Raw genomic sequence first — 17,409 nt, 5'->3', positions numbered from 1 at the left:
TTATCCTAACAGTTCCTCGACTGTTTTGCCGCGCAATCTCGCTACGTCTTCGGCGCGTTTTAATTGTTTCAGCCCATCAAACGTTGCGCGCACCATGTTGATTGGCGTGTTTGAACCGATCGATTTCGACAAGATGTCGCTGATGCCCGCCAGCTCTAATACAGCACGCGCCGGACCCCCAGCGATGACCCCGGTACCTTCGGAAGCGGGTTTCAAAATGATTTCCCCGGCACCGAAATGGCCGATGACTTCATGCGGAATCGTTGTGCCGACGATCGGCACTTCAATTAAGTTTTTCTTCGCATCTTCAATCGCTTTGCGGATCGCTTCTGGAACCTCTTGTGCTTTTCCGGTGCCAAATCCAACATGGCCGTTTTTATCGCCGACGACGACGAGAGCTGAAAAGCGCAGGCGACGTCCGCCTTTCACGACTTTTGCTACACGGTTGACCGCGACTACACGCTCTTCCAATTCAAGTTTGTTTGGATCGATACGACGCATCGTTGTCCCTCCTTTGTAATTAGAATTCCAAGCCGGCTTCGCGGGCGGCGTCTGCCAATGCTTTTACCCGTCCGTGATATAAATACCCGCCACGGTCGAACACGACTTTTTTAATGCCTTTTTCCAATGCACGTTTGGCGACAAGTTCGCCGACTTTTTTCGCTGCCTCAATGTTGTTCGTCGAATCCAAGCCAAACTCTTTGTCCAACGTCGAGGCGCTGACGATCGTTGACGATTTTGTATCATCGATAATTTGCGCGTAAATATGTTTATTTGAACGGAACACGCTCAACCGCGGACGTTCAGCCGTGCCGAAGATTTTTTTGCGGATGCGCGCGTGTCTTTTCTTCCGAACCGCGTTTCGGTCCACTTTCGTGATCATCGAATGTCACTCCTTTCGCTTCGCTATGCCGCGTTATTTACCAGTTTTGCCTTCTTTCAGGCGCACAAGTTCACCTTCGTAGCGGATGCCTTTGCCTTTATACGGCTCTGGCGGACGAACCGCGCGAATGTTGGCGGCCAGTTCGCCGACGCGCTGTTTGTCTGCCCCTTTGACGATGATTTTCGTTTGGGATGGCACTTCAATTTCAAGGCCTTCTTCCGGCTCAATTTCTACCGGATGAGAATAACCGACGCTCAATACAAGCTTTTTCCCTTGTTTCGACGCCCGGTACCCGACACCAACGAGTTCGAGCGCTTTTTCATAACCTTTCGAAACGCCTTCGACCATGTTGGCGAGCAAGCTGCGCGTCGTGCCATGGAGCGCGCGATGATGTTTTTCATCGCTTGGACGCGTAACCGTGATGACATTGCCCTCAACCGTGATCGTCATATCTGGATGGAACGTGCGGGTCAGCTCCCCTTTCGGCCCTTTGACCGTAACCGTGTTGCCGTTGACCGTAACGGTGACACCGGCAGGAATTTCAATTGGTTTTTTGCCGACACGTGACATGTCAAAAACACCTCCATTCTTGAGCAGATAGATTACCAAACGTAGGCGATTACTTCGCCGCCCGTGCCTTTTTGCCGTGCTTCTTTGTCTGTTAAGATGCCCTGCGATGTCGAAAGAATCGCGATCCCTAAGCCGTTCAGGACGCGCGGCACTTCATGGGCTTTGACGTAAACGCGCAACCCCGGTTTGCTGATGCGTTTCAGCCCGGTAATGACACGTTCGTTGTTCGGACCGTATTTCAAGAAGATGCGGAGAATGCCTTGTTTGTTGTCTTCGATATATTCATAATCACGAATAAACCCTTCGCGCTTTAAAATTTCCGCGATTTCCCGCTTGATTTTCGAAGCCGGGACTTCGAGCTTTTCGTGACGCACCATATTCGCATTGCGGATGCGAGTCAGCATATCAGCAATTGGATCTGTCATCACCATTATGTTTTACCTCCTTCCCAATAAATGGGTTAATTACCAGCTGGCTTTTTTGATGCCTGGAAGTTGACCTTTGTATGCGAGCTCACGGAAACAAATACGGCACAATTTGAATTTGCGATAGACCGAGTGCGGGCGGCCGCAGCGCTCGCAACGGGTGTACGCTCTCACTTTAAACTTCGGCGTCCGTTTTTGTTTCGCGATCATCGATTTTTTAGCCACGATTTCGCCTCCCTTGCGTTATGGGATCATTATTTTTGGAATGGCATGCCGAGCAACGCCAGCAGTTCACGAGCTTCTTCATCCGTGTTGGCCGTTGTGACGATCACGATGTCCATGCCGCGCACTTTGTTCACTTTATCGTAGTCAATCTCAGGGAAAATGAGCTGTTCTTTAATGCCGAGCGTATAGTTGCCGCGGCCGTCAAACGACTTTTTCGATACGCCGCGGAAGTCGCGCACGCGCGGAAGCGAGACCGAAATCAACTTATCGAGAAACTCATACATCCGTTCGCCGCGCAGCGTCACTTTCGCACCGATCGGCATCCCTTGGCGAAGACGGAAGCCGGCGATCGATTTTTTCGCACGCGTTACCACCGGACGCTGACCGGCGATCAGCGTCAGCTCTTCAACGGCGCTGTCTAATGCTTTCGGGTTTTGCACCGCATCGCCTACACCCATGTTGATGACGATTTTTTCGATTTTTGGCACTTGCATGATCGATTTATAGTTGAACTTGCTCATGAGAGCAGGTACGACTTCGTTTAAATACTTCTCTTTCAGGCGGTTCATAAAAGTACCTCCCTTCCTGCGTCACGGTTATTTATCCAAAATCTCGCCGGATTTTTTCGCATAGCGCACTTTTTTGCCATCGACAATTTTGTAGCCGATGCGCGTCGGTTCACCCGTTTTCGGGTCGAGCGGCATGACTTTCGAAACGTGGATCGGCGCTTCCTTCTCAATGATGCCGCCTTGCGGGTTCGCTTGCGACGGTTTCGCATGCTTTTTCACAATATTGACGCCCTCGACGATGACGCGGTTTTTCTTCGGAAACGCCGCCAGAATGACGCCTTGCTTGCCTTTGTCTTTGCCGGAGATTACTTGCACTTTATCGCCTTTTTTTACATGCATCGCATTCGCACCTCCTTGAAACGCTGTTCCGTTCCATTAAATAACTTCCGGAGCTAAAGAAATGATTTTCATGAAGTCTTTATCGCGCAATTCACGGGCAACCGGTCCGAAAATCCGCGTGCCGCGCGGGCTTTTGTCATCACGGATGATGACGCAGGCGTTTTCGTCAAAGCGGATGTACGAACCGTCCGGACGGCGCACCCCGCGTTTCGTACGAACAACAACTGCTTTCACGACTTGACCTTTTTTAACAACGCCACCTGGTGTCGCATCTTTGACCGTCGCCACAACGACGTCGCCGATGTTCGCATAGCGGCGACCCGAGCCTCCGAGCACTTTAATGACAAGCACTTCGCGTGCACCAGAGTTATCAGCTACTTTCAAGCGAGATTCTTGTTGAATCATCGACGAAACCTCCTTTCGGAATTATCTCTCCGAACTAAGTGAAGAACGATTACAGAACAACCGATTTTTCGATGACTTCCACTAAGCGGAAGCGTTTTGTGGCCGACAGCGGGCGAGTTTCCATAATTTTCACGATATCGCCGACTTTAGCGATGTTATGTTCATCATGCGCTTTATATTTTTTCGAATATTTCACGCGTTTGCCGTACAGCGGATGTTTTTTGTACGTTTCGACCAACACGGTGATCGTTTTGTCCATTTTGTCCGATACAACCCGCCCGACATACACTTTGCGTTGATTGCGTTGGCTCATTCCACAAACCTCCTCTCAAACACATTATTTATTGGCAGCGAGCTCACGTTCTCGAATAATCGTTTTCATGCGGGCGATGTCTTTGCGCACTTGGCGGATGCGCGCCGTGTTTTCCAATTGACCTGTGGCCAGTTGGAAGCGAAGGTTGAACAATTCTTCCTTCAATGCTTTAATTTTTTGTTCGATCTCGGCAGTGGTCAACTCACGGATTTCTTTCGCTTTCATTACGCTTCACCACCAGTTTCTTCACGTTTTACAAATTTGCATTTGATCGGAAGTTTGTGAGAAGCGAGACGCAATGCTTCACGTGCCACTTCCTCAGAAACACCGCCCACTTCAAACATCACTTTGCCTGGTTTGACAACGGCGACCCAGCCTTCCGGCGCCCCTTTACCAGAACCCATCCGCACTTCAAGCGGTTTTGCCGTATACGGTTTGGAAGGGAAAATGCGGATCCATACTTTCCCGCCCCGTCTCATGTAACGGGTCATCGCCCGACGGGCTGCTTCGATTTGCCGGTTCGTAATCCAAGCTGATTCTAATGCTTGCAACCCAAATTCACCGAAATGAACTTCCGTGCCGCCTTTCGCCCGGCCTTTCATCCGTCCGCGATGTTCACGGCGATATTTGACGCGTTTTGGCATTAACATGATTATTTTCCTCCTTCCTCAGCTTTTTTCTTGGTCGGAAGGACTTCTCCACGATAAATCCATACTTTCACGCCGATTTTTCCGTACGTCGTATCGGCTTCTGCCGTTCCATAGTCAATGTCAGCGCGCAGCGTATGGAGTGGAACCGTCCCTTCGCTGTAATGCTCCGAACGAGCGATGTCAGCCCCGCCCAAACGGCCGGATACCATCGTTTTGATCCCTTTCGCCCCAGCGCGCATCGCACGTTGGATCGCTTGTTTTTGCGCCCGGCGGAACGATACGCGGTTTTCAAGCTGACGAGCGATATTTTCAGCAACAAGACGTGCATCCAAGTCTGGTTTTTTGATTTCTACAATGTTGATATGGACGCGTTTACCGGTCAATTGCGCGAGCGCTTTACGGAGCGCTTCCACTTCCGAACCGCCTTTCCCGATGACCATGCCCGGTTTGGCGGTATGGATCGTTACGTTGACGCGGTTGGCTGCCCGTTCAATCTCCACGCGGGAGACGGCCGCGTCTTGCAGGCGTTTGCTAATGTATTCACGGATTTTCAAGTCTTCGTGCAACAGATCTGCATAGTCTTTTTCCGCATACCATCTCGATTCCCAGTCACGAATGATGCCGATGCGCAGACCGATCGGGTTGACCTTTTGACCCACGGATTATCCCTCCTTCTTTTCTGAAACGACGATCGTAATATGGCTTGTGCGTTTGTTAATGGCGCTTGCCCGTCCCATGGCGCGCGGACGGAACCGTTTCAGCGTCGGGCCTTCGTCGACATACGCTTGAGTAATGACCAAGTTGTTGACGTCCATGTCATAGTTGTGTTCAGCGTTGGCAACTGCTGATTTCAACACTTTTTCAATGATCGGGGAAGCTGCTTTTGGTGTATGGCGCAAAATAGCGAACGCTTCGCCCACTTCTTTCCCGCGAATCAAGTCAATGACTAAGCGCGCTTTGCGAGGAGCGATGCGAACGGTTCTTGCAACAGCTTTAGCTTGCATATCTAGAACCTCCTCTCATTACCGTTTCGTTTTCTTGTCATCGCCAGCATGGCCGCGGAACGTGCGCGTCGGCGCAAATTCGCCGAGTTTGTGTCCGACCATGTCTTCCGTGATGTAGACCGGAACATGTTTGCGGCCATCGTACACCGCGATCGTATGCCCGACAAACTGCGGGAAGATCGTCGAACGGCGAGACCACGTTTTGATCACTTGTTTTTGCCCTGTTGCATTCAGTTTTTCGATTTTTTTCATCAAATGCTCATCGCAAAACGGACCTTTTTTCAAGCTGCGACCCATAAGTGAACCTCCCTTCTGAATTGCGCTCGTTCATTATTTCTTGCGGCGACGGATGATGAATTTATCCGATTTGTTTTTCTTTTTGCGTGTTTTGTATCCAAGCGTCGGTTTGCCCCATGGTGTCATCGGCGATTTGCGTCCGATTGGCGCTTTCCCTTCACCACCGCCGTGCGGATGGTCAACCGGGTTCATAACCGAACCGCGAACTGTCGGGCGAATCCCCAACCAGCGGGCGCGTCCTGCTTTCCCGATGTTGACAAGTTCGTGTTGCTCGTTGCCGACTTCACCAACCGTTGCACGGCATTTGCCTAAAATCATGCGCACTTCGCCGGAAGCCAAACGAACGATGACGTATTTTCCTTCTTTCCCGAGCACTTGCGCCGACGTACCAGCTGCACGCACCAATTGTCCGCCGCGGCCCGGTTTCAGCTCAATGTTGTGGACGAGCGTACCGACTGGGATGTTCTCAAGCGGAAGCGCATTGCCGATTTTAATGTCCGCATCCGGACCGGACATGATTTCCATGCCGACTTTCAAGTTTTTCGGCGCGATAATGTAGCGTTTTTCACCGTCTGCATAGTTGATGAGCGCGATATTGGCAGAACGGTTCGGATCGTATTCAATCGTAGCAACGCGTCCTGGAATTCCGTCTTTGTCGCGTTTAAAGTCGATAATCCGATATTGGCGTTTATGGCCGCCGCCTTGATGGCGCACCGTAATTTTCCCTTGATTGTTGCGGCCCGCCTTTTTCTTTAACGGAGCAAGCAGCGATTTTTCCGGCTGATCCGTCGTAATTTCCGAGAAATCAAGCACCGTCATGCCGCGACGGCCGTTCGATGTCGGTTTGTACTTTTTGATCGCCATCGGAATGTCCCTCCTTCATCGTTTATGTTACACTTCAAACAGTTCGATCTCTTTGCTGTCCGGCGTCAGCGTGACGATCGCTTTGCGGCGGCGGTTCGTATAGCCGCTGTAGCGGCCGACGCGTTTAAATTTCCCTTTATAGTTCATGATGTTCACTTTGGCTACTTTAACGCCAAAAATTTTCTCGACGGCGTCTTTCACTTCCGTCTTGTTCGCTTTGACGTCGACCTCAAACGTATATTTTTTTTGCCCGATCAAATTCATTGTATTTTCCGTGATGATGGGGCGCTTAATAATGTCGCGAGGGTCTTTCATTATGCAAGCACCTCCTCTACTTTCTCCACGGCCGCCTTCGTAATGACGAGTTTGTCATGGTTGAGCACATCGAGCACATTGATGCCGTTGGCTGCCACCACTTTGACGCCCGGAATGTTGCGCGCCGACAGATATACATTCTCATTCAGCTCGTCGGTCACAATGAGTGCTTTCCGATCCACTGAGAGATTGTTTAAAATTTTGACCATTTCCTTCGTCTTCGGTGCTTCAAGCGACAATTGATCCAATACAACGATGTCGTTTTCGAGCACTTTCGAAGACAATGCCGATTTGATCGCTAAACGGCGAACTTTTTTCGGAAGTTTGTAGCTGTAGCTGCGCGGAACTGGACCAAAGACCGTACCGCCGCCGCGCCATTGCGGAGCGCGAATCGAACCTTGACGGGCGCGTCCTGTCCCTTTTTGGCGCCATGGCTTGCGGCCGCCGCCGCTCACTTCAGCGCGGTTTTTCGTTTTATGCGTTCCTTGACGCATCGAGGCGCGTTGCATAATCACTGCTTCGAACAACACATGCTTATTCGGTTCAATCCCAAAAACGGCGTCGTTCAACTCGATTTCGCCGACCGTCTGACCGTTTTGGTTGTATAATGCTACTTTTGGCATTACGTAGTTCCTCCTTTCTTGGCCGGATGTTATTTCGCCTTCTTCGCCGCTTTCACGGCGCTTTTGACGATGACTAAGCCTTTTCTCGGACCCGGCACATTGCCTTTAATGAGCAGCAAGTTGCGCTCCGGATCCACTTTCACGATTTTCAAGTTTTGGATCGTCACGCGCTCACCGCCCATGCGGCCCGGCAAGTTTTTCGTTTTGAAAACGCGGTTTGGCGCGATGGACCCCATCGAACCCGGACGGCGATGATAACGGGAACCGTGAGCCATTGGTCCGCGTGATTGACCGTGGCGTTTGATCGCCCCTTGGAAACCTTTCCCTTTCGAAATGCCCGTGACATCGACAATTTCGCCTTCGCTGAAAATGTCAACTTTCACTTCTTGGCCAACTTCATATTCATCGATGTTGGCGCCGCGGATTTCACGAATGAAGCGCTTAGGTGCCGTGTTAGCTTTGGCAGCATGGCCAATTTGCGGTTTATTGGCGCGTTTTTCGCTAATATCTTCAAAACCTAATTGGATCGCTTCGTAACCGTCGTTTTCGATCGTTTTCTTTTGCAGGACGACGTTCGGCGTCGCATGGATGACGGTTACCGGAATCAAATCGCCATTTTCCGCAAATATTTGCGTCATACCGATCTTTCTTCCTAAGATTCCTTTCGTCATGTGTCACACCTCCCAGTCGATCAAAGTTTAATTTCAATATCAACGCCCGACGGCAAATCGAGACGCATTAACGAATCAACCGTTTGCGGAGTCGGGTTGATGATGTCGATCAAACGTTTATGCGTCCGCATTTCGAATTGTTCACGGGAGTCTTTGTACTTATGAACGGCACGCAAGATCGTATACACCGTTCTTTCCGTCGGCAACGGGATCGGCCCCGACACTTTTGCCCCGGAACGTTTTGCGGTTTCCACAATTTTCTCCGCCGATTGGTCTAAAATTCGATGATCGTAAGCTTTTAAACGAATGCGAATTTTTTCTTTTGCCATTTGGTTTCCCTCCTTCTTCGCCTATTTTGAAAATAGACTTCTCCACGGAAATTTCCTGCACACCGCCGTGGCAAAGCGGCCGGGTGTGTCAGCAACCTTCCGCTTCATCGCAGTCAAAGACCAACATTTGATATTATACTGGTATGTAAGCAAGATTGCAAGTGATTTCTTTGCTTTTCCCACACTTCTTCTATTATACATAGCCGCCATCCCGTTTTCAACACAGCCGCCAATCTGACGGTCAAGATGGCATCAAAAAAAGGATGTCCATTGCTGGACACCCTTTTTTGCCGTGATTACTCGATGATTTCCGATACAGAGCCAGCGCCGACCGTACGGCCGCCTTCGCGGATCGAGAATTTCGTACCTTCTTCGATCGCGATCGGGGCGATCAGTTCCACCGTCATTTCAACGTTGTCGCCAGGCATAACCATTTCGACGCCTTCCGGAAGCGTGATAATGCCCGTTACGTCCGTCGTACGGAAGTAGAATTGCGGACGGTAGTTCGAGAAGAACGGAGTATGGCGTCCGCCTTCTTCTTTCGTCAGGACGTATACTTGCGCTTTGAATTTCGTGTGCGGCGTGATCGAACCAGGTTTCGCCAATACTTGGCCGCGCTCGACTTCATCACGAGATACGCCGCGGAGAAGCGCACCGATGTTGTCGCCGGCTTCCGCTTGATCGAGAAGTTTGCGGAACATTTCTACACCCGTAACGGTCGTCGTTTTCGGCTCATCCGACAAACCGATGATTTCAACCGGGTCGCCAACTTTCAACGTACCGCGTTCAACACGGCCTGTTGCAACCGTACCGCGGCCCGTGATCGAGAAGACGTCCTCGATTGGCATCATAAACGGTTTGTCCACTTCACGTTGCGGCGTCGGGATGTATTCGTCAACCGCATTCATCAGTTCAATGATTTTTTCTTCCCATTGCGGGTCGCCTTCAAGCGCTTTTAATGCCGAACCTTTGATGACCGGCACTTCATCGCCTGGGAAGTCGTATTCAGAGAGAAGATCGCGAACTTCCATTTCAACAAGTTCAAGCAATTCTTCGTCGTCCACCATGTCGCATTTGTTCAAGAATACAACGATGTACGGAACACCGACTTGGCGGGAGAGAAGAATGTGTTCGCGCGTTTGCGGCATCGGACCGTCAGCCGCCGATACAACAAGGATCGCGCCGTCCATTTGCGCCGCGCCCGTGATCATGTTTTTGACGTAGTCAGCGTGGCCCGGGCAGTCAACGTGCGCATAGTGGCGAGCATCTGTTTCATACTCGACGTGCGCCGTCGAAATCGTAATCCCGCGTTCACGCTCTTCCGGAGCAGCGTCGATTTGGTCGTACGCTTTTGCTTCGGCTTTGCCTTGTTTCGCCAAAACCGTCGTGATCGCAGCTGTCAACGTCGTTTTCCCGTGGTCAACGTGGCCGATCGTGCCAATGTTGACGTGCGGTTTCGTGCGCTCAAATTTCGCTTTAGCCATGAGAGATATCCTCCTTAAAAGTAAGATATGAATTTATATGGTTGGGTAAGTATAGGATGCTTGGGAACAAAATGTTCCCAAGTCTTACTTACATAAGTATTTATAGCGAAACTAGCAAGAGAAATCAATTATTCGCCTTTATTTTTTTTGATAATTTCATCGGCGATGTTTTTCGGAACTTCTTCATAGTGGTCAAACACCATCGAGAACGTTCCGCGTCCTTGCGTGTTCGAACGGAGCGATGTCGCATAACCGAACATTTCAGCCAACGGCACCATCGCCCGGACGACTTGGGCGTTGCCGCGCGCTTCCATCCCCTCGATGCGGCCGCGACGGGACGTGATGTCGCCCATGATGTCACCGAGGTACTCTTCAGGGATGACGACTTCGACTTTCATGATCGGTTCCAAAAGAACCGGATCGCACTTCGTCGCGGCGTTTTTCAATGCCAAGGAAGCAGCAATTTTGAATGCCATTTCGCTCGAGTCGACATCGTGGTACGATCCGTCAAACAGTTTCGCTTTAATGTCGACAACCGGATAGCCGGCTAAGACGCCGTTTTGCATCGCTTCTTCCAATCCAGCTTGGACGGCCGGCACATACTCTTTCGGAACAACCCCACCGACGATGGCGTTCTCGAATTCGAAGCCTTTGCCGCGCTCGTTCGGCGAGAATTCGATCCAAACGTGGCCGTATTGACCGCGGCCGCCGGATTGACGGATGAATTTGCCTTCGACTTGCGCCGATTTGCGGAACGTTTCGCGGTAGGCAACTTGCGGCGCCCCGACGTTCGCTTCGACTTTGAACTCGCGGCGCATCCGGTCGACGATGATGTCAAGGTGCAACTCGCCCATTCCGGAGATGATCGTTTGTCCCGTTTCCGGGTCGGTGTGAGCGCGGAAAGTCGGGTCTTCTTCTTGCAATTTTTGCAGCGCTTGGCTCATTTTGTCTTGATCGGCTTTCGACTTCGGCTCGATTGCCACCGAAATGACCGGTTCTGGGAATTGCATCGACTCTAAAATGACAGGATGCTTCTCATCACATAGAGTATCACCGGTCGTCGTATCTTTTAAACCTACCGCTGCGGCAATATCACCGGCATAGACTTTCGAAATTTCTTGACGGTGGTTCGCGTGCATTTGCAACAAGCGGCCGATCCGTTCGCGCTTCCCTTTCGTCGTGTTCATCACATATGAACCCGAATCAAGCGTTCCAGAGTAGACGCGAATAAACGTCAATTTCCCGACATACGGGTCAGTCATGATTTTAAATGCCAAAGCGGCAAACGGAGCGTCATCGCTTGCTTCACGTGTCACTTCTTCTTCGGTATCCGGAACGACGCCGCGAATCGCCGGGATGTCAACAGGAGACGGCAAGTAGTCGACAACGCCGTCAAGAAGCAGCTGAACACCTTTGTTTTTGAATGCCGAGCCGCAGAAGACCGGGAAGAATTCAACGCTGATCGTCGCTTTGCGGATCGCGGCCTTCAGCTCTTCCGCCGTGATTTCTTCTCCTTCCAAATATTTCATCATTAATTCTTCGTCCAGCTCAGCGACCGCCTCAATCAGCTTGTTATGGTACTCTTCTGCCATATCGCGGTATTCTTCCGGAATGTCAATGCGCTCAATGTTTTTGCCAAGCTCATCATGGTAATGGTACGCGCACATTTCAACCAAGTCGATAATGCCGGAGAATTGATCTTCAGCACCGATCGGCAGTTGCACCGGATGGGCGTTCGCTTGCAGGCGGTCATGGAGCGTTTTCACCGAATACAAGAAATCGGCGCCGATTTTATCCATTTTGTTGACGAACACGATCCGTGGGACGCCATATGTCGTCGCTTGGCGCCAAACGGTTTCCGTTTGCGGTTCAACACCCGATTGCGCGTCTAAGACCGTGATGGCCCCGTCCAATACGCGCAACGAACGCTCAACCTCGACCGTAAAGTCGACGTGCCCCGGCGTGTCGATGATATTGATGCGATGGCCTTTCCATTGCGCCGTTGTCGCCGCCGACGTGATCGTAATTCCGCGCTCTTGTTCTTGTTCCATCCAGTCCATCGTTGCCGCGCCTTCATGCACTTCCCCGATTTTATGAACGCGGCCGGTATAGAACAAGATCCGTTCAGTCGTCGTCGTTTTCCCGGCGTCAATGTGCGCCATAATCCCTATGTTGCGAGTCTTTTCCAAGGAGAACTCTCTTGCCATAGTGGTTATTTTCTCCTTCCTTCAAATATGAAATATAAGTAGATGGCGCCGCCATCGATGGCGCAATCCCCTTGTCTTTGAAGTTGTCCCACGCGCGACCGGAAAGGCCGCAATATATTAGGAAGATAGGTGAATAGGCAACCGCAGTGCCTCCTCACCTATTTCCTTTAGGCGACGCTCCTTACCAGCGGTAATGGGCAAACGCGCGGTTCGCTTCAGCCATTTTATGTGTATCTTCGCGTTTTTTCACCGCTGCACCCGTGTTGTTGGCAGCGTCCATAATTTCATTTGCCAAGCGCTCTTCCATCGTTTTTTCGTTGCGAAGACGTGCATATTGCACGAGCCAGCGCAAACCGAGAGAAACGCGGCGGTCCGGACGAACCTCGACCGGAACTTGGTAGTTCGCCCCACCAACGCGGCGAGCGCGCACTTCCAACACCGGCATAACGTTTTTCAACGCTTGCTCAAACACTTCCATTGGATCTTTACCCGTGCGCTCACGGATAATATCAAACGCGGTGTAAAGAATTTTTTGCGCTTTTGATTTTTTGCCGTCGATCATAATTTTATTGATCAAACGGGTAACAAGCTTCGAATTGTAAATTGGATCCGGCAGTACGTCACGTTTAGCAACAGGGCCTCTACGTGGCATAGTGTTTCCTCCCTTCAGGAAAACATTCTCTTCATTTCATTATTTTTTCGCTGCTTTTGGTTTTTTCGCGCCGTATTTCGAACGGCCTTGCATCCGGTTCGCTACGCCTGCAGCATCCAGCGCCCCACGGATGATATGGTAGCGTACCCCCGGCAAGTCTTTGACACGTCCGCCGCGGATGAGCACAACGCTGTGTTCTTGCAAGTTATGGCCGATCCCCGGAATGTACGCCGTAACTTCAATCCCATTTGTCAAGCGGACACGGGCGTATTTCCGCAACGCTGAGTTCGGTTTTTTCGGCGTCATCGTGCCGACACGCGTGCAAACGCCGCGTTTTTGCGGAGACGACACATTCGTTTGCTCTTTTTTGAAGCTGTTATACCCTTTGTTCAACGCAGGAGATTTCGATTTCACGACTTTTTTCTCGCGTCCTTTGCGGACCAATTGGTTGATTGTAGGCATGAAAAGATCCTCCTTTCGCATGTATCGTTTAAGCCCACATATCCAGGTGGTTCATCGTTTATGCAAATAAAGGTTTTAGGGGAGAAAGGCAAAACGTTACCGAAGGATCGCCACCGCGGCCGCGCCGACTTGGATTTTGCACGCCTTGCCAAGCTTTTTCATCGAATCGACTTTTGTGACCGGCACGTTTGCCTCATTGGCGGCGGCGGTCACTTTTTCGATGATCGGCAAGTCGGCATCCTCCGCCACGATCACTTCCGCTGCTTTCCCTTCCTTTAAAGCCCTTATCGTTTGTTTGGTTCCAATGACAATTTTTCCAGCCTGTAATACTTTTTCATAAGACATGTAACATATCCTCCAAAGTACCAGGTTGTTGGAACACCTTTATTAGACTACCATTTTCTTTGTCGATTGTCAACTGGATTTTTAATTAGATGATGGCCGGCCAAGGAGCGCCTTAGCCGGCCACTTGGTTCGCGTTATTTGGACGACACCGTGTCGCCAGCCGTTTCCTTTTTGACGGCCGGCTTCACTTTCCGGTAGCGGGCCATACCGGTTCCAGCCGGGACGAGTTTGCCGATAATGACGTTTTCTTTTAAGCCAAGCAATTCATCACGTTTTCCTTTGATCGCTGCATCGGTCAAGACGCGCGTCGTTTCTTGGAACGAAGCAGCAGACAAGAATGAATCCGTCTCAAGCGACGCTTTCGTGATGCCGAGCAACACCTGGCGGGCCGTTGCCGGCCGTTTCCCTTCGCGAAGAGCTTTGGCGTTGACATCCGTAAACTGGTGGACATCCAAAAGCGTACCCGGCAGCACATCGGTGTCGCCGGCATCGATGACGCGCACTTTGCGCAGCATTTGCCGCACCATGACCTCGATATGCTTGTCGCTGATCTCCACCCCTTGCATCCGGTACACTTTTTGCACTTCACGAAGCAAGTACTCTTGAACGGATGTAATATCGCGCACGCGCAACAACTGTTTCGGGTCGACCGAGCCTTCTGTCAGCTCTTGGCCTCGTTCGACGCGCTGACCTTCTTCGACTTTCAGCCGCGCGTTGTACGGCGCTACATACGTACGCGTTTCGACCTCGCTTTGCACGACGATTTCATATTGGTTGTCGCGCGTTTCATTAATCGAAATAACCGTGCCGTCGATTTCAGAAATGACCGCTTGCCCTTTCGGGTTGCGCGCTTCAAACAGCTCTTGCACCCGTGGCAAACCTTGAGTGATATCGTCGCCGGCGACGCCGCCTGTATGGAACGTCCGCATTGTCAGCTGCGTGCCCGGCTCGCCGATCGACTGAGCGGCGATAATGCCGACGGCTTCGCCAACTTCGACGTCCATGCCGGTCGCCATGTTGCGGCCGTAACATTTTTTGCAGACGCCATGGCGCGTGTTGCAGGCGAATACGGAGCGAATCCATACTTCCGTAATGCCGGCTTTAATGATCTCATTGGCGATATCTTCGGTGATCATCTCGTCTTTGCGGACGATCACTTCGCCCGTTTCCGGATGGCGCACCGTTTTGTGCGCATAGCGGCCGACAAGCCGCTCTTCAAGCTTGACGACAACTTCCGTGCCATCCGTCAGCGCCCGCGCCAAAATGCCGCGGTCGGTGCCGCAATCTTCTTCGCGGACGATGACGTCTTGGGCCACGTCGACAAGGCGGCGCGTAAGATAGCCTGAGTCGGCCGTTTTGAGCGCCGTATCCGCCAATCCTTTTCGCGCGCCGTGCGTCGAGATAAAGTATTCCAATACCGTCAAGCCTTCGCGGAACGACGACTTGATCGGCAGCTCAATGATCCGGCCGGCCGGGTTGGCCATCAAACCACGCATCCCCGCAAGCTGCGTAAAGTTCGACGCGTTCCCGCGCGCTCCGGAATCGCTCATCATAAAGATCGGATTGCGTTTATCAAGCGACTTCATCAACCGGTCTTGAATTTTGTCTTTCGCCGCGCTCCAGATGGAGATGACGCGCTCGTACCGCTCTTCGTCCGTAATTAAGCCGCGGCGGAACTGCTTCAAAACCGTATCGACTTTCGCTTGCGCTTCATCCAAAATTTCTTGTTTTTCCGGCAGGACGACGATATCGGCCACGCCGATCGTGATGCCGGCCTTCGTCGAATATTGGAAGCCAAGGTCTTTCATGCGGTCGAGCATCTTCGATGTTTCGGTGATTTTGAACCGTTTGAACACTTCAGCGATAATTTGCCCGAGCACTTTTTTCTTAAACGGCGGCACGAGTTCGCGCTTGCGAATTTCTTCGCGCACGTTGACCCCTTTGTCAAGGAAGTACTTGTCCGGCGTCCGCCCTTCAATGTTTTCCGTCGTCGGCTCGTTGATGTACGGGAACGAATTCGGCAAAATTTCGTTGAAAATGAGCTTTCCGACGGTCGTTAAGAGCAGCTTGTTGTTTTGCTCTTCGGTAAACGTTTCGTTTTTCAGCGAACCGGCATGAATGGCGATGCGCGAATGGAGATGGACGTAGCCGTTATGGTAAGCAAGCAGCGCCTCGTCCGTGTCTTTGAACACCATGCCTTCGCCGATGGCTCCCTCGCGCTCCATCGTCAAGTAGTAGTTGCCCAACACCATGTCTTGTGATGGTGTCACGACCGGCTTCCCGTCTTTCGGGTTCAAAATGTTTTGCGCCGCCAACATCAACAAGCGCGCTTCGGCTTGCGCCTCAGCCGACAGCGGCACGTGCACCGCCATTTGGTCGCCGTCAAAGTCAGCGTTGTACGCCGTGCAAACAAGCGGATGAAGACGGATCGCCCGCCCTTCCACAAGCGTTGGTTCAAACGCCTGAATGCCGAGACGGTGCAGCGTCGGAGCGCGGTTTAACAGCACCGGATGTTCTTTGATGACATCTTCAAGCACATCCCACACTTCCGGATGGACGCGCTCGATTTTCCGTTTCGCGCTTTTAATGTTATGCGCCAACCCCCGCTCCACAAGCTCCTTCATGACGAACGGCTTGAACAACTCTAGCGCCATTTCTTTCGGCAGCCCGCATTGATACATTTTTAAGTTTGGGCCGACGACGATGACGGAGCGGCCGGAATAATCAACGCGTTTGCCGAGCAAGTTTTGCCGGAAGCGCCCTTGCTTCCCTTTCAGCATATGAGAAAGCGATTTTAACGGACGGTTCCCCGGACCGGTCACCGGACGGCCGCGGCGGCCGTTATCGATCAAAGCATCAACCGCCTCTTGCAGCATCCGCTTCTCATTTTGGACGATAATGTTCGGCGCACCGAGATCAAGCAGCCGTTTCAGCCGGTTGTTACGGTTGATGACGCGGCGGTACAAATCGTTCAAATCCGATGTTGCAAACCGCCCGCCGTCAAGCTGAACCATCGGGCGCAACTCCGGCGGAATGACCGGCAGTACATCAAGCACCATCCATGCCGGGTCGTTCCCTGAACTGCGGAACGCTTCAAGCACTTCAAGCCGCTTAATGATGCGGGCGCGCCGTTGCCCTTGCGCCGTTTTCAGCTCTTCTTTCAGCGCGGCCACCTCTTTATCCAAATCAATGTCTTGGAGCAGCTTTTTGATCGCCTCCGCCCCCATCGACGCTTGGAACGATTGACCGTACTTCTCGCGATAGGCGCGGTATTCCTTTTCCGACAACAGTTGCTTTTTCTCAAGCGGCGTATCACCCGGGTCAGTGACGACATAGGATGCAAAATAAATGACCTCTTCGAGCGCCCGCGGCGACATGTCAAGAACCAATCCCATCCGGCTCGGGATGCCTTTGAAATACCAGATGTGCGAAACCGGGGCAGCCAGCTCGATATGGCCCATCCGTTCGCGGCGGACTTTCGAGCGCGTCACTTCGACGCCGCAGCGGTCGCAGACGACGCCTTTGTAGCGAACGCGTTTATATTTGCCGCAATGGCATTCCCAGTCTTTCGTCGGACCGAAAATGCGCTCGCAAAACAAGCCGTCTTTTTCCGGCTTTAACGTCCGATAGTTGATTGTCTCCGGCTTTTTGACTTCGCCATACGACCAAGAACGAATTTTCTCCGGGGAAGCGAGCCCAATTTTCATGTACTCAAACTTATTGACATCTAGCAAGGGGTATACCTCCCTTTTTGATCCGTCGGTTTTCCGTTCGCTC

The 17,409-nt window shown here is 51.7% G+C and carries 25 protein-coding genes; all 25 read right to left on the bottom strand.

The window, feature by feature from the left end; genetic code table 11:
• A complete protein-coding gene (rpsE, locus tag GC56T3_RS00750; protein ID WP_011229636.1) occupies window positions 1–501 on the bottom strand; it encodes a 30S ribosomal protein S5 in 501 nt (166 codons plus the stop codon).
• 19 nt (window positions 502–520) lie between these two features.
• Window positions 521–883, bottom strand: coding sequence for a 50S ribosomal protein L18 (rplR, locus tag GC56T3_RS00745; protein ID WP_011229635.1), 363 nt, complete (start codon window positions 881–883; stop codon window positions 521–523).
• A 33-nt stretch (window positions 884–916) separates the two neighbouring features.
• Complete coding sequence (gene rplF / locus GC56T3_RS00740; RefSeq protein WP_011229634.1) at window positions 917–1,453, bottom strand: 50S ribosomal protein L6; 537 nt, start codon at window positions 1,451–1,453, stop codon at window positions 917–919.
• Window positions 1,454–1,485: 32 nt separating this feature from the next.
• Window positions 1,486–1,884, bottom strand: coding sequence for a 30S ribosomal protein S8 (gene rpsH, locus GC56T3_RS00735; protein WP_012820490.1), 399 nt, complete (start codon window positions 1,882–1,884; stop codon window positions 1,486–1,488).
• 33 nt (window positions 1,885–1,917) lie between these two features.
• Window positions 1,918–2,103, bottom strand: a complete 186-nt coding sequence (locus tag GC56T3_RS00730) for a type Z 30S ribosomal protein S14 (RefSeq protein WP_003247599.1) — start codon at window positions 2,101–2,103, stop codon at window positions 1,918–1,920.
• Window positions 2,104–2,132: 29 nt separating this feature from the next.
• Window positions 2,133–2,672, bottom strand: a complete 540-nt coding sequence (gene rplE, locus GC56T3_RS00725; RefSeq protein ID WP_011229632.1) for a 50S ribosomal protein L5 — start codon at window positions 2,670–2,672, stop codon at window positions 2,133–2,135.
• 27 nt (window positions 2,673–2,699) lie between these two features.
• On the bottom strand, window positions 2,700–3,011 hold the full coding sequence (rplX, locus tag GC56T3_RS00720) for a 50S ribosomal protein L24 (protein WP_011229631.1): 312 nt from the start codon (window positions 3,009–3,011) through the stop codon (window positions 2,700–2,702).
• 36 nt (window positions 3,012–3,047) lie between these two features.
• A complete protein-coding gene (gene rplN / locus GC56T3_RS00715; protein ID WP_011229630.1) occupies window positions 3,048–3,416 on the bottom strand; it encodes a 50S ribosomal protein L14 in 369 nt (122 codons plus the stop codon).
• 49 nt (window positions 3,417–3,465) lie between these two features.
• The gene (gene rpsQ / locus GC56T3_RS00710) at window positions 3,466–3,729 is read right to left on the bottom strand and encodes a 30S ribosomal protein S17 (protein ID WP_012820488.1); all 264 of its coding nucleotides are present in this window, start codon (window positions 3,727–3,729) and stop codon (window positions 3,466–3,468) included.
• Window positions 3,730–3,753: 24 nt separating this feature from the next.
• Window positions 3,754–3,954, bottom strand: a complete 201-nt coding sequence (rpmC, locus tag GC56T3_RS00705; protein ID WP_011229628.1) for a 50S ribosomal protein L29 — start codon at window positions 3,952–3,954, stop codon at window positions 3,754–3,756.
• Entirely contained in the window at window positions 3,954–4,379 is a 426-nt protein-coding gene (gene rplP, locus GC56T3_RS00700; RefSeq protein WP_011229627.1) for a 50S ribosomal protein L16, read from the bottom strand. Before rplP ends, rpmC begins: the two co-directional genes overlap by 1 nt.
• 2 nt (window positions 4,380–4,381) lie before the next feature.
• Window positions 4,382–5,038 (bottom strand): 30S ribosomal protein S3, encoded by a 657-nt coding sequence (gene rpsC, locus GC56T3_RS00695; RefSeq protein WP_011229626.1) that lies wholly within the window; start codon window positions 5,036–5,038, stop codon window positions 4,382–4,384.
• Window positions 5,039–5,041: 3 nt separating this feature from the next.
• Complete coding sequence (rplV, locus tag GC56T3_RS00690; RefSeq protein ID WP_011229625.1) at window positions 5,042–5,383, bottom strand: 50S ribosomal protein L22; 342 nt, start codon at window positions 5,381–5,383, stop codon at window positions 5,042–5,044.
• Window positions 5,384–5,401: 18 nt separating this feature from the next.
• Window positions 5,402–5,680 carry a 30S ribosomal protein S19 gene (rpsS, locus tag GC56T3_RS00685; protein ID WP_011229624.1) on the bottom strand — a complete coding sequence of 93 codons (279 nt, stop codon included), beginning with the start codon at window positions 5,678–5,680 and terminating at the stop codon, window positions 5,402–5,404.
• Between the two features lie 33 nt (window positions 5,681–5,713).
• Window positions 5,714–6,544: a 50S ribosomal protein L2 gene (gene rplB, locus GC56T3_RS00680; protein ID WP_011229623.1), complete on the bottom strand. Its 831-nt coding sequence runs from the start codon at window positions 6,542–6,544 to the stop codon at window positions 5,714–5,716.
• Window positions 6,545–6,571: 27 nt separating this feature from the next.
• Window positions 6,572–6,859, bottom strand: a complete 288-nt coding sequence (rplW, locus tag GC56T3_RS00675; RefSeq protein ID WP_011229622.1) for a 50S ribosomal protein L23 — start codon at window positions 6,857–6,859, stop codon at window positions 6,572–6,574.
• Window positions 6,859–7,482: a 50S ribosomal protein L4 gene (gene rplD / locus GC56T3_RS00670; protein WP_011229621.1), complete on the bottom strand. Its 624-nt coding sequence runs from the start codon at window positions 7,480–7,482 to the stop codon at window positions 6,859–6,861. The genes rplW and rplD overlap by 1 nt, the downstream gene beginning before the upstream one ends.
• Before the next feature lie 29 nt (window positions 7,483–7,511).
• Window positions 7,512–8,153, bottom strand: coding sequence for a 50S ribosomal protein L3 (gene rplC, locus GC56T3_RS00665; protein WP_011229620.1), 642 nt, complete (start codon window positions 8,151–8,153; stop codon window positions 7,512–7,514).
• Window positions 8,154–8,173: 20 nt separating this feature from the next.
• Window positions 8,174–8,482, bottom strand: coding sequence for a 30S ribosomal protein S10 (gene rpsJ / locus GC56T3_RS00660; RefSeq protein WP_008881945.1), 309 nt, complete (start codon window positions 8,480–8,482; stop codon window positions 8,174–8,176).
• Window positions 8,483–8,778: 296 nt separating this feature from the next.
• Entirely contained in the window at window positions 8,779–9,966 is a 1,188-nt protein-coding gene (tuf, locus tag GC56T3_RS00655) for an elongation factor Tu (protein ID WP_011229619.1), read from the bottom strand.
• 128 nt (window positions 9,967–10,094) lie between these two features.
• Window positions 10,095–12,173, bottom strand: a complete 2,079-nt coding sequence (fusA, locus tag GC56T3_RS00650) for an elongation factor G (protein WP_013143981.1) — start codon at window positions 12,171–12,173, stop codon at window positions 10,095–10,097.
• A gap of 181 nt (window positions 12,174–12,354) precedes the next feature.
• Complete coding sequence (rpsG, locus tag GC56T3_RS00645; RefSeq protein WP_011229617.1) at window positions 12,355–12,825, bottom strand: 30S ribosomal protein S7; 471 nt, start codon at window positions 12,823–12,825, stop codon at window positions 12,355–12,357.
• 39 nt (window positions 12,826–12,864) lie between these two features.
• The gene (gene rpsL / locus GC56T3_RS00640; protein WP_011229616.1) at window positions 12,865–13,287 is read right to left on the bottom strand and encodes a 30S ribosomal protein S12; all 423 of its coding nucleotides are present in this window, start codon (window positions 13,285–13,287) and stop codon (window positions 12,865–12,867) included.
• Between the two features lie 96 nt (window positions 13,288–13,383).
• Window positions 13,384–13,632: a 50S ribosomal protein L7ae-like protein gene (locus GC56T3_RS00635; protein WP_011229615.1), complete on the bottom strand. Its 249-nt coding sequence runs from the start codon at window positions 13,630–13,632 to the stop codon at window positions 13,384–13,386.
• A gap of 134 nt (window positions 13,633–13,766) precedes the next feature.
• On the bottom strand, window positions 13,767–17,366 hold the full coding sequence (gene rpoC / locus GC56T3_RS00630; RefSeq protein ID WP_012820486.1) for a DNA-directed RNA polymerase subunit beta': 3,600 nt from the start codon (window positions 17,364–17,366) through the stop codon (window positions 13,767–13,769).
• Window positions 17,367–17,409: the final 43 nt, after the last annotated feature.

It is taken from the genome of Geobacillus sp. C56-T3 (assembly GCF_000092445.1).
Lineage (GTDB): Bacteria > Bacillota > Bacilli > Bacillales > Anoxybacillaceae > Geobacillus > Geobacillus thermoleovorans.
The sequence above is the reverse complement of the archived record's forward strand: the minus strand, read 5'-3'. Positions and strand labels throughout refer to the sequence as shown.

Coding starts and splice junctions, on each gene's coding strand:
- rpsE (WP_011229636.1), bottom strand. CDS start 501: ATGCGTCGTATCGATCCAAACAAACTTGAATTGGAAGAGCGTGTAGTC.
- rplR (WP_011229635.1), bottom strand. CDS start 883: ATGATCACGAAAGTGGACCGAAACGCGGTTCGGAAGAAAAGACACGCG.
- rplF (WP_011229634.1), bottom strand. CDS start 1,453: ATGTCACGTGTCGGCAAAAAACCAATTGAAATTCCTGCCGGTGTCACC.
- rpsH (WP_012820490.1), bottom strand. CDS start 1,884: ATGGTGATGACAGATCCAATTGCTGATATGCTGACTCGCATCCGCAAT.
- rplE (WP_011229632.1), bottom strand. CDS start 2,672: ATGAACCGCCTGAAAGAGAAGTATTTAAACGAAGTCGTACCTGCTCTC.
- rplX (WP_011229631.1), bottom strand. CDS start 3,011: ATGCATGTAAAAAAAGGCGATAAAGTGCAAGTAATCTCCGGCAAAGAC.
- rplN (WP_011229630.1), bottom strand. CDS start 3,416: ATGATTCAACAAGAATCTCGCTTGAAAGTAGCTGATAACTCTGGTGCA.
- rpsQ (WP_012820488.1), bottom strand. CDS start 3,729: ATGAGCCAACGCAATCAACGCAAAGTGTATGTCGGGCGGGTTGTATCG.
- rpmC (WP_011229628.1), bottom strand. CDS start 3,954: ATGAAAGCGAAAGAAATCCGTGAGTTGACCACTGCCGAGATCGAACAA.
- rplP (WP_011229627.1), bottom strand. CDS start 4,379: ATGTTAATGCCAAAACGCGTCAAATATCGCCGTGAACATCGCGGACGG.
- rplV (WP_011229625.1), bottom strand. CDS start 5,383: ATGCAAGCTAAAGCTGTTGCAAGAACCGTTCGCATCGCTCCTCGCAAA.
- rpsS (WP_011229624.1), bottom strand. CDS start 5,680: ATGGGTCGCAGCTTGAAAAAAGGTCCGTTTTGCGATGAGCATTTGATG.
- rplB (WP_011229623.1), bottom strand. CDS start 6,544: ATGGCGATCAAAAAGTACAAACCGACATCGAACGGCCGTCGCGGCATG.
- rplW (WP_011229622.1), bottom strand. CDS start 6,859: ATGAAAGACCCTCGCGACATTATTAAGCGCCCCATCATCACGGAAAAT.
- rplD (WP_011229621.1), bottom strand. CDS start 7,482: ATGCCAAAAGTAGCATTATACAACCAAAACGGTCAGACGGTCGGCGAA.
- rplC (WP_011229620.1), bottom strand. CDS start 8,153: ATGACGAAAGGAATCTTAGGAAGAAAGATCGGTATGACGCAAATATTT.
- rpsJ (WP_008881945.1), bottom strand. CDS start 8,482: ATGGCAAAAGAAAAAATTCGCATTCGTTTAAAAGCTTACGATCATCGA.
- tuf (WP_011229619.1), bottom strand. CDS start 9,966: ATGGCTAAAGCGAAATTTGAGCGCACGAAACCGCACGTCAACATTGGC.
- fusA (WP_013143981.1), bottom strand. CDS start 12,173: ATGGCAAGAGAGTTCTCCTTGGAAAAGACTCGCAACATAGGGATTATG.
- rpsG (WP_011229617.1), bottom strand. CDS start 12,825: ATGCCACGTAGAGGCCCTGTTGCTAAACGTGACGTACTGCCGGATCCA.
- rpsL (WP_011229616.1), bottom strand. CDS start 13,287: ATGCCTACAATCAACCAATTGGTCCGCAAAGGACGCGAGAAAAAAGTC.
- GC56T3_RS00635 (WP_011229615.1), bottom strand. CDS start 13,632: ATGTCTTATGAAAAAGTATTACAGGCTGGAAAAATTGTCATTGGAACC.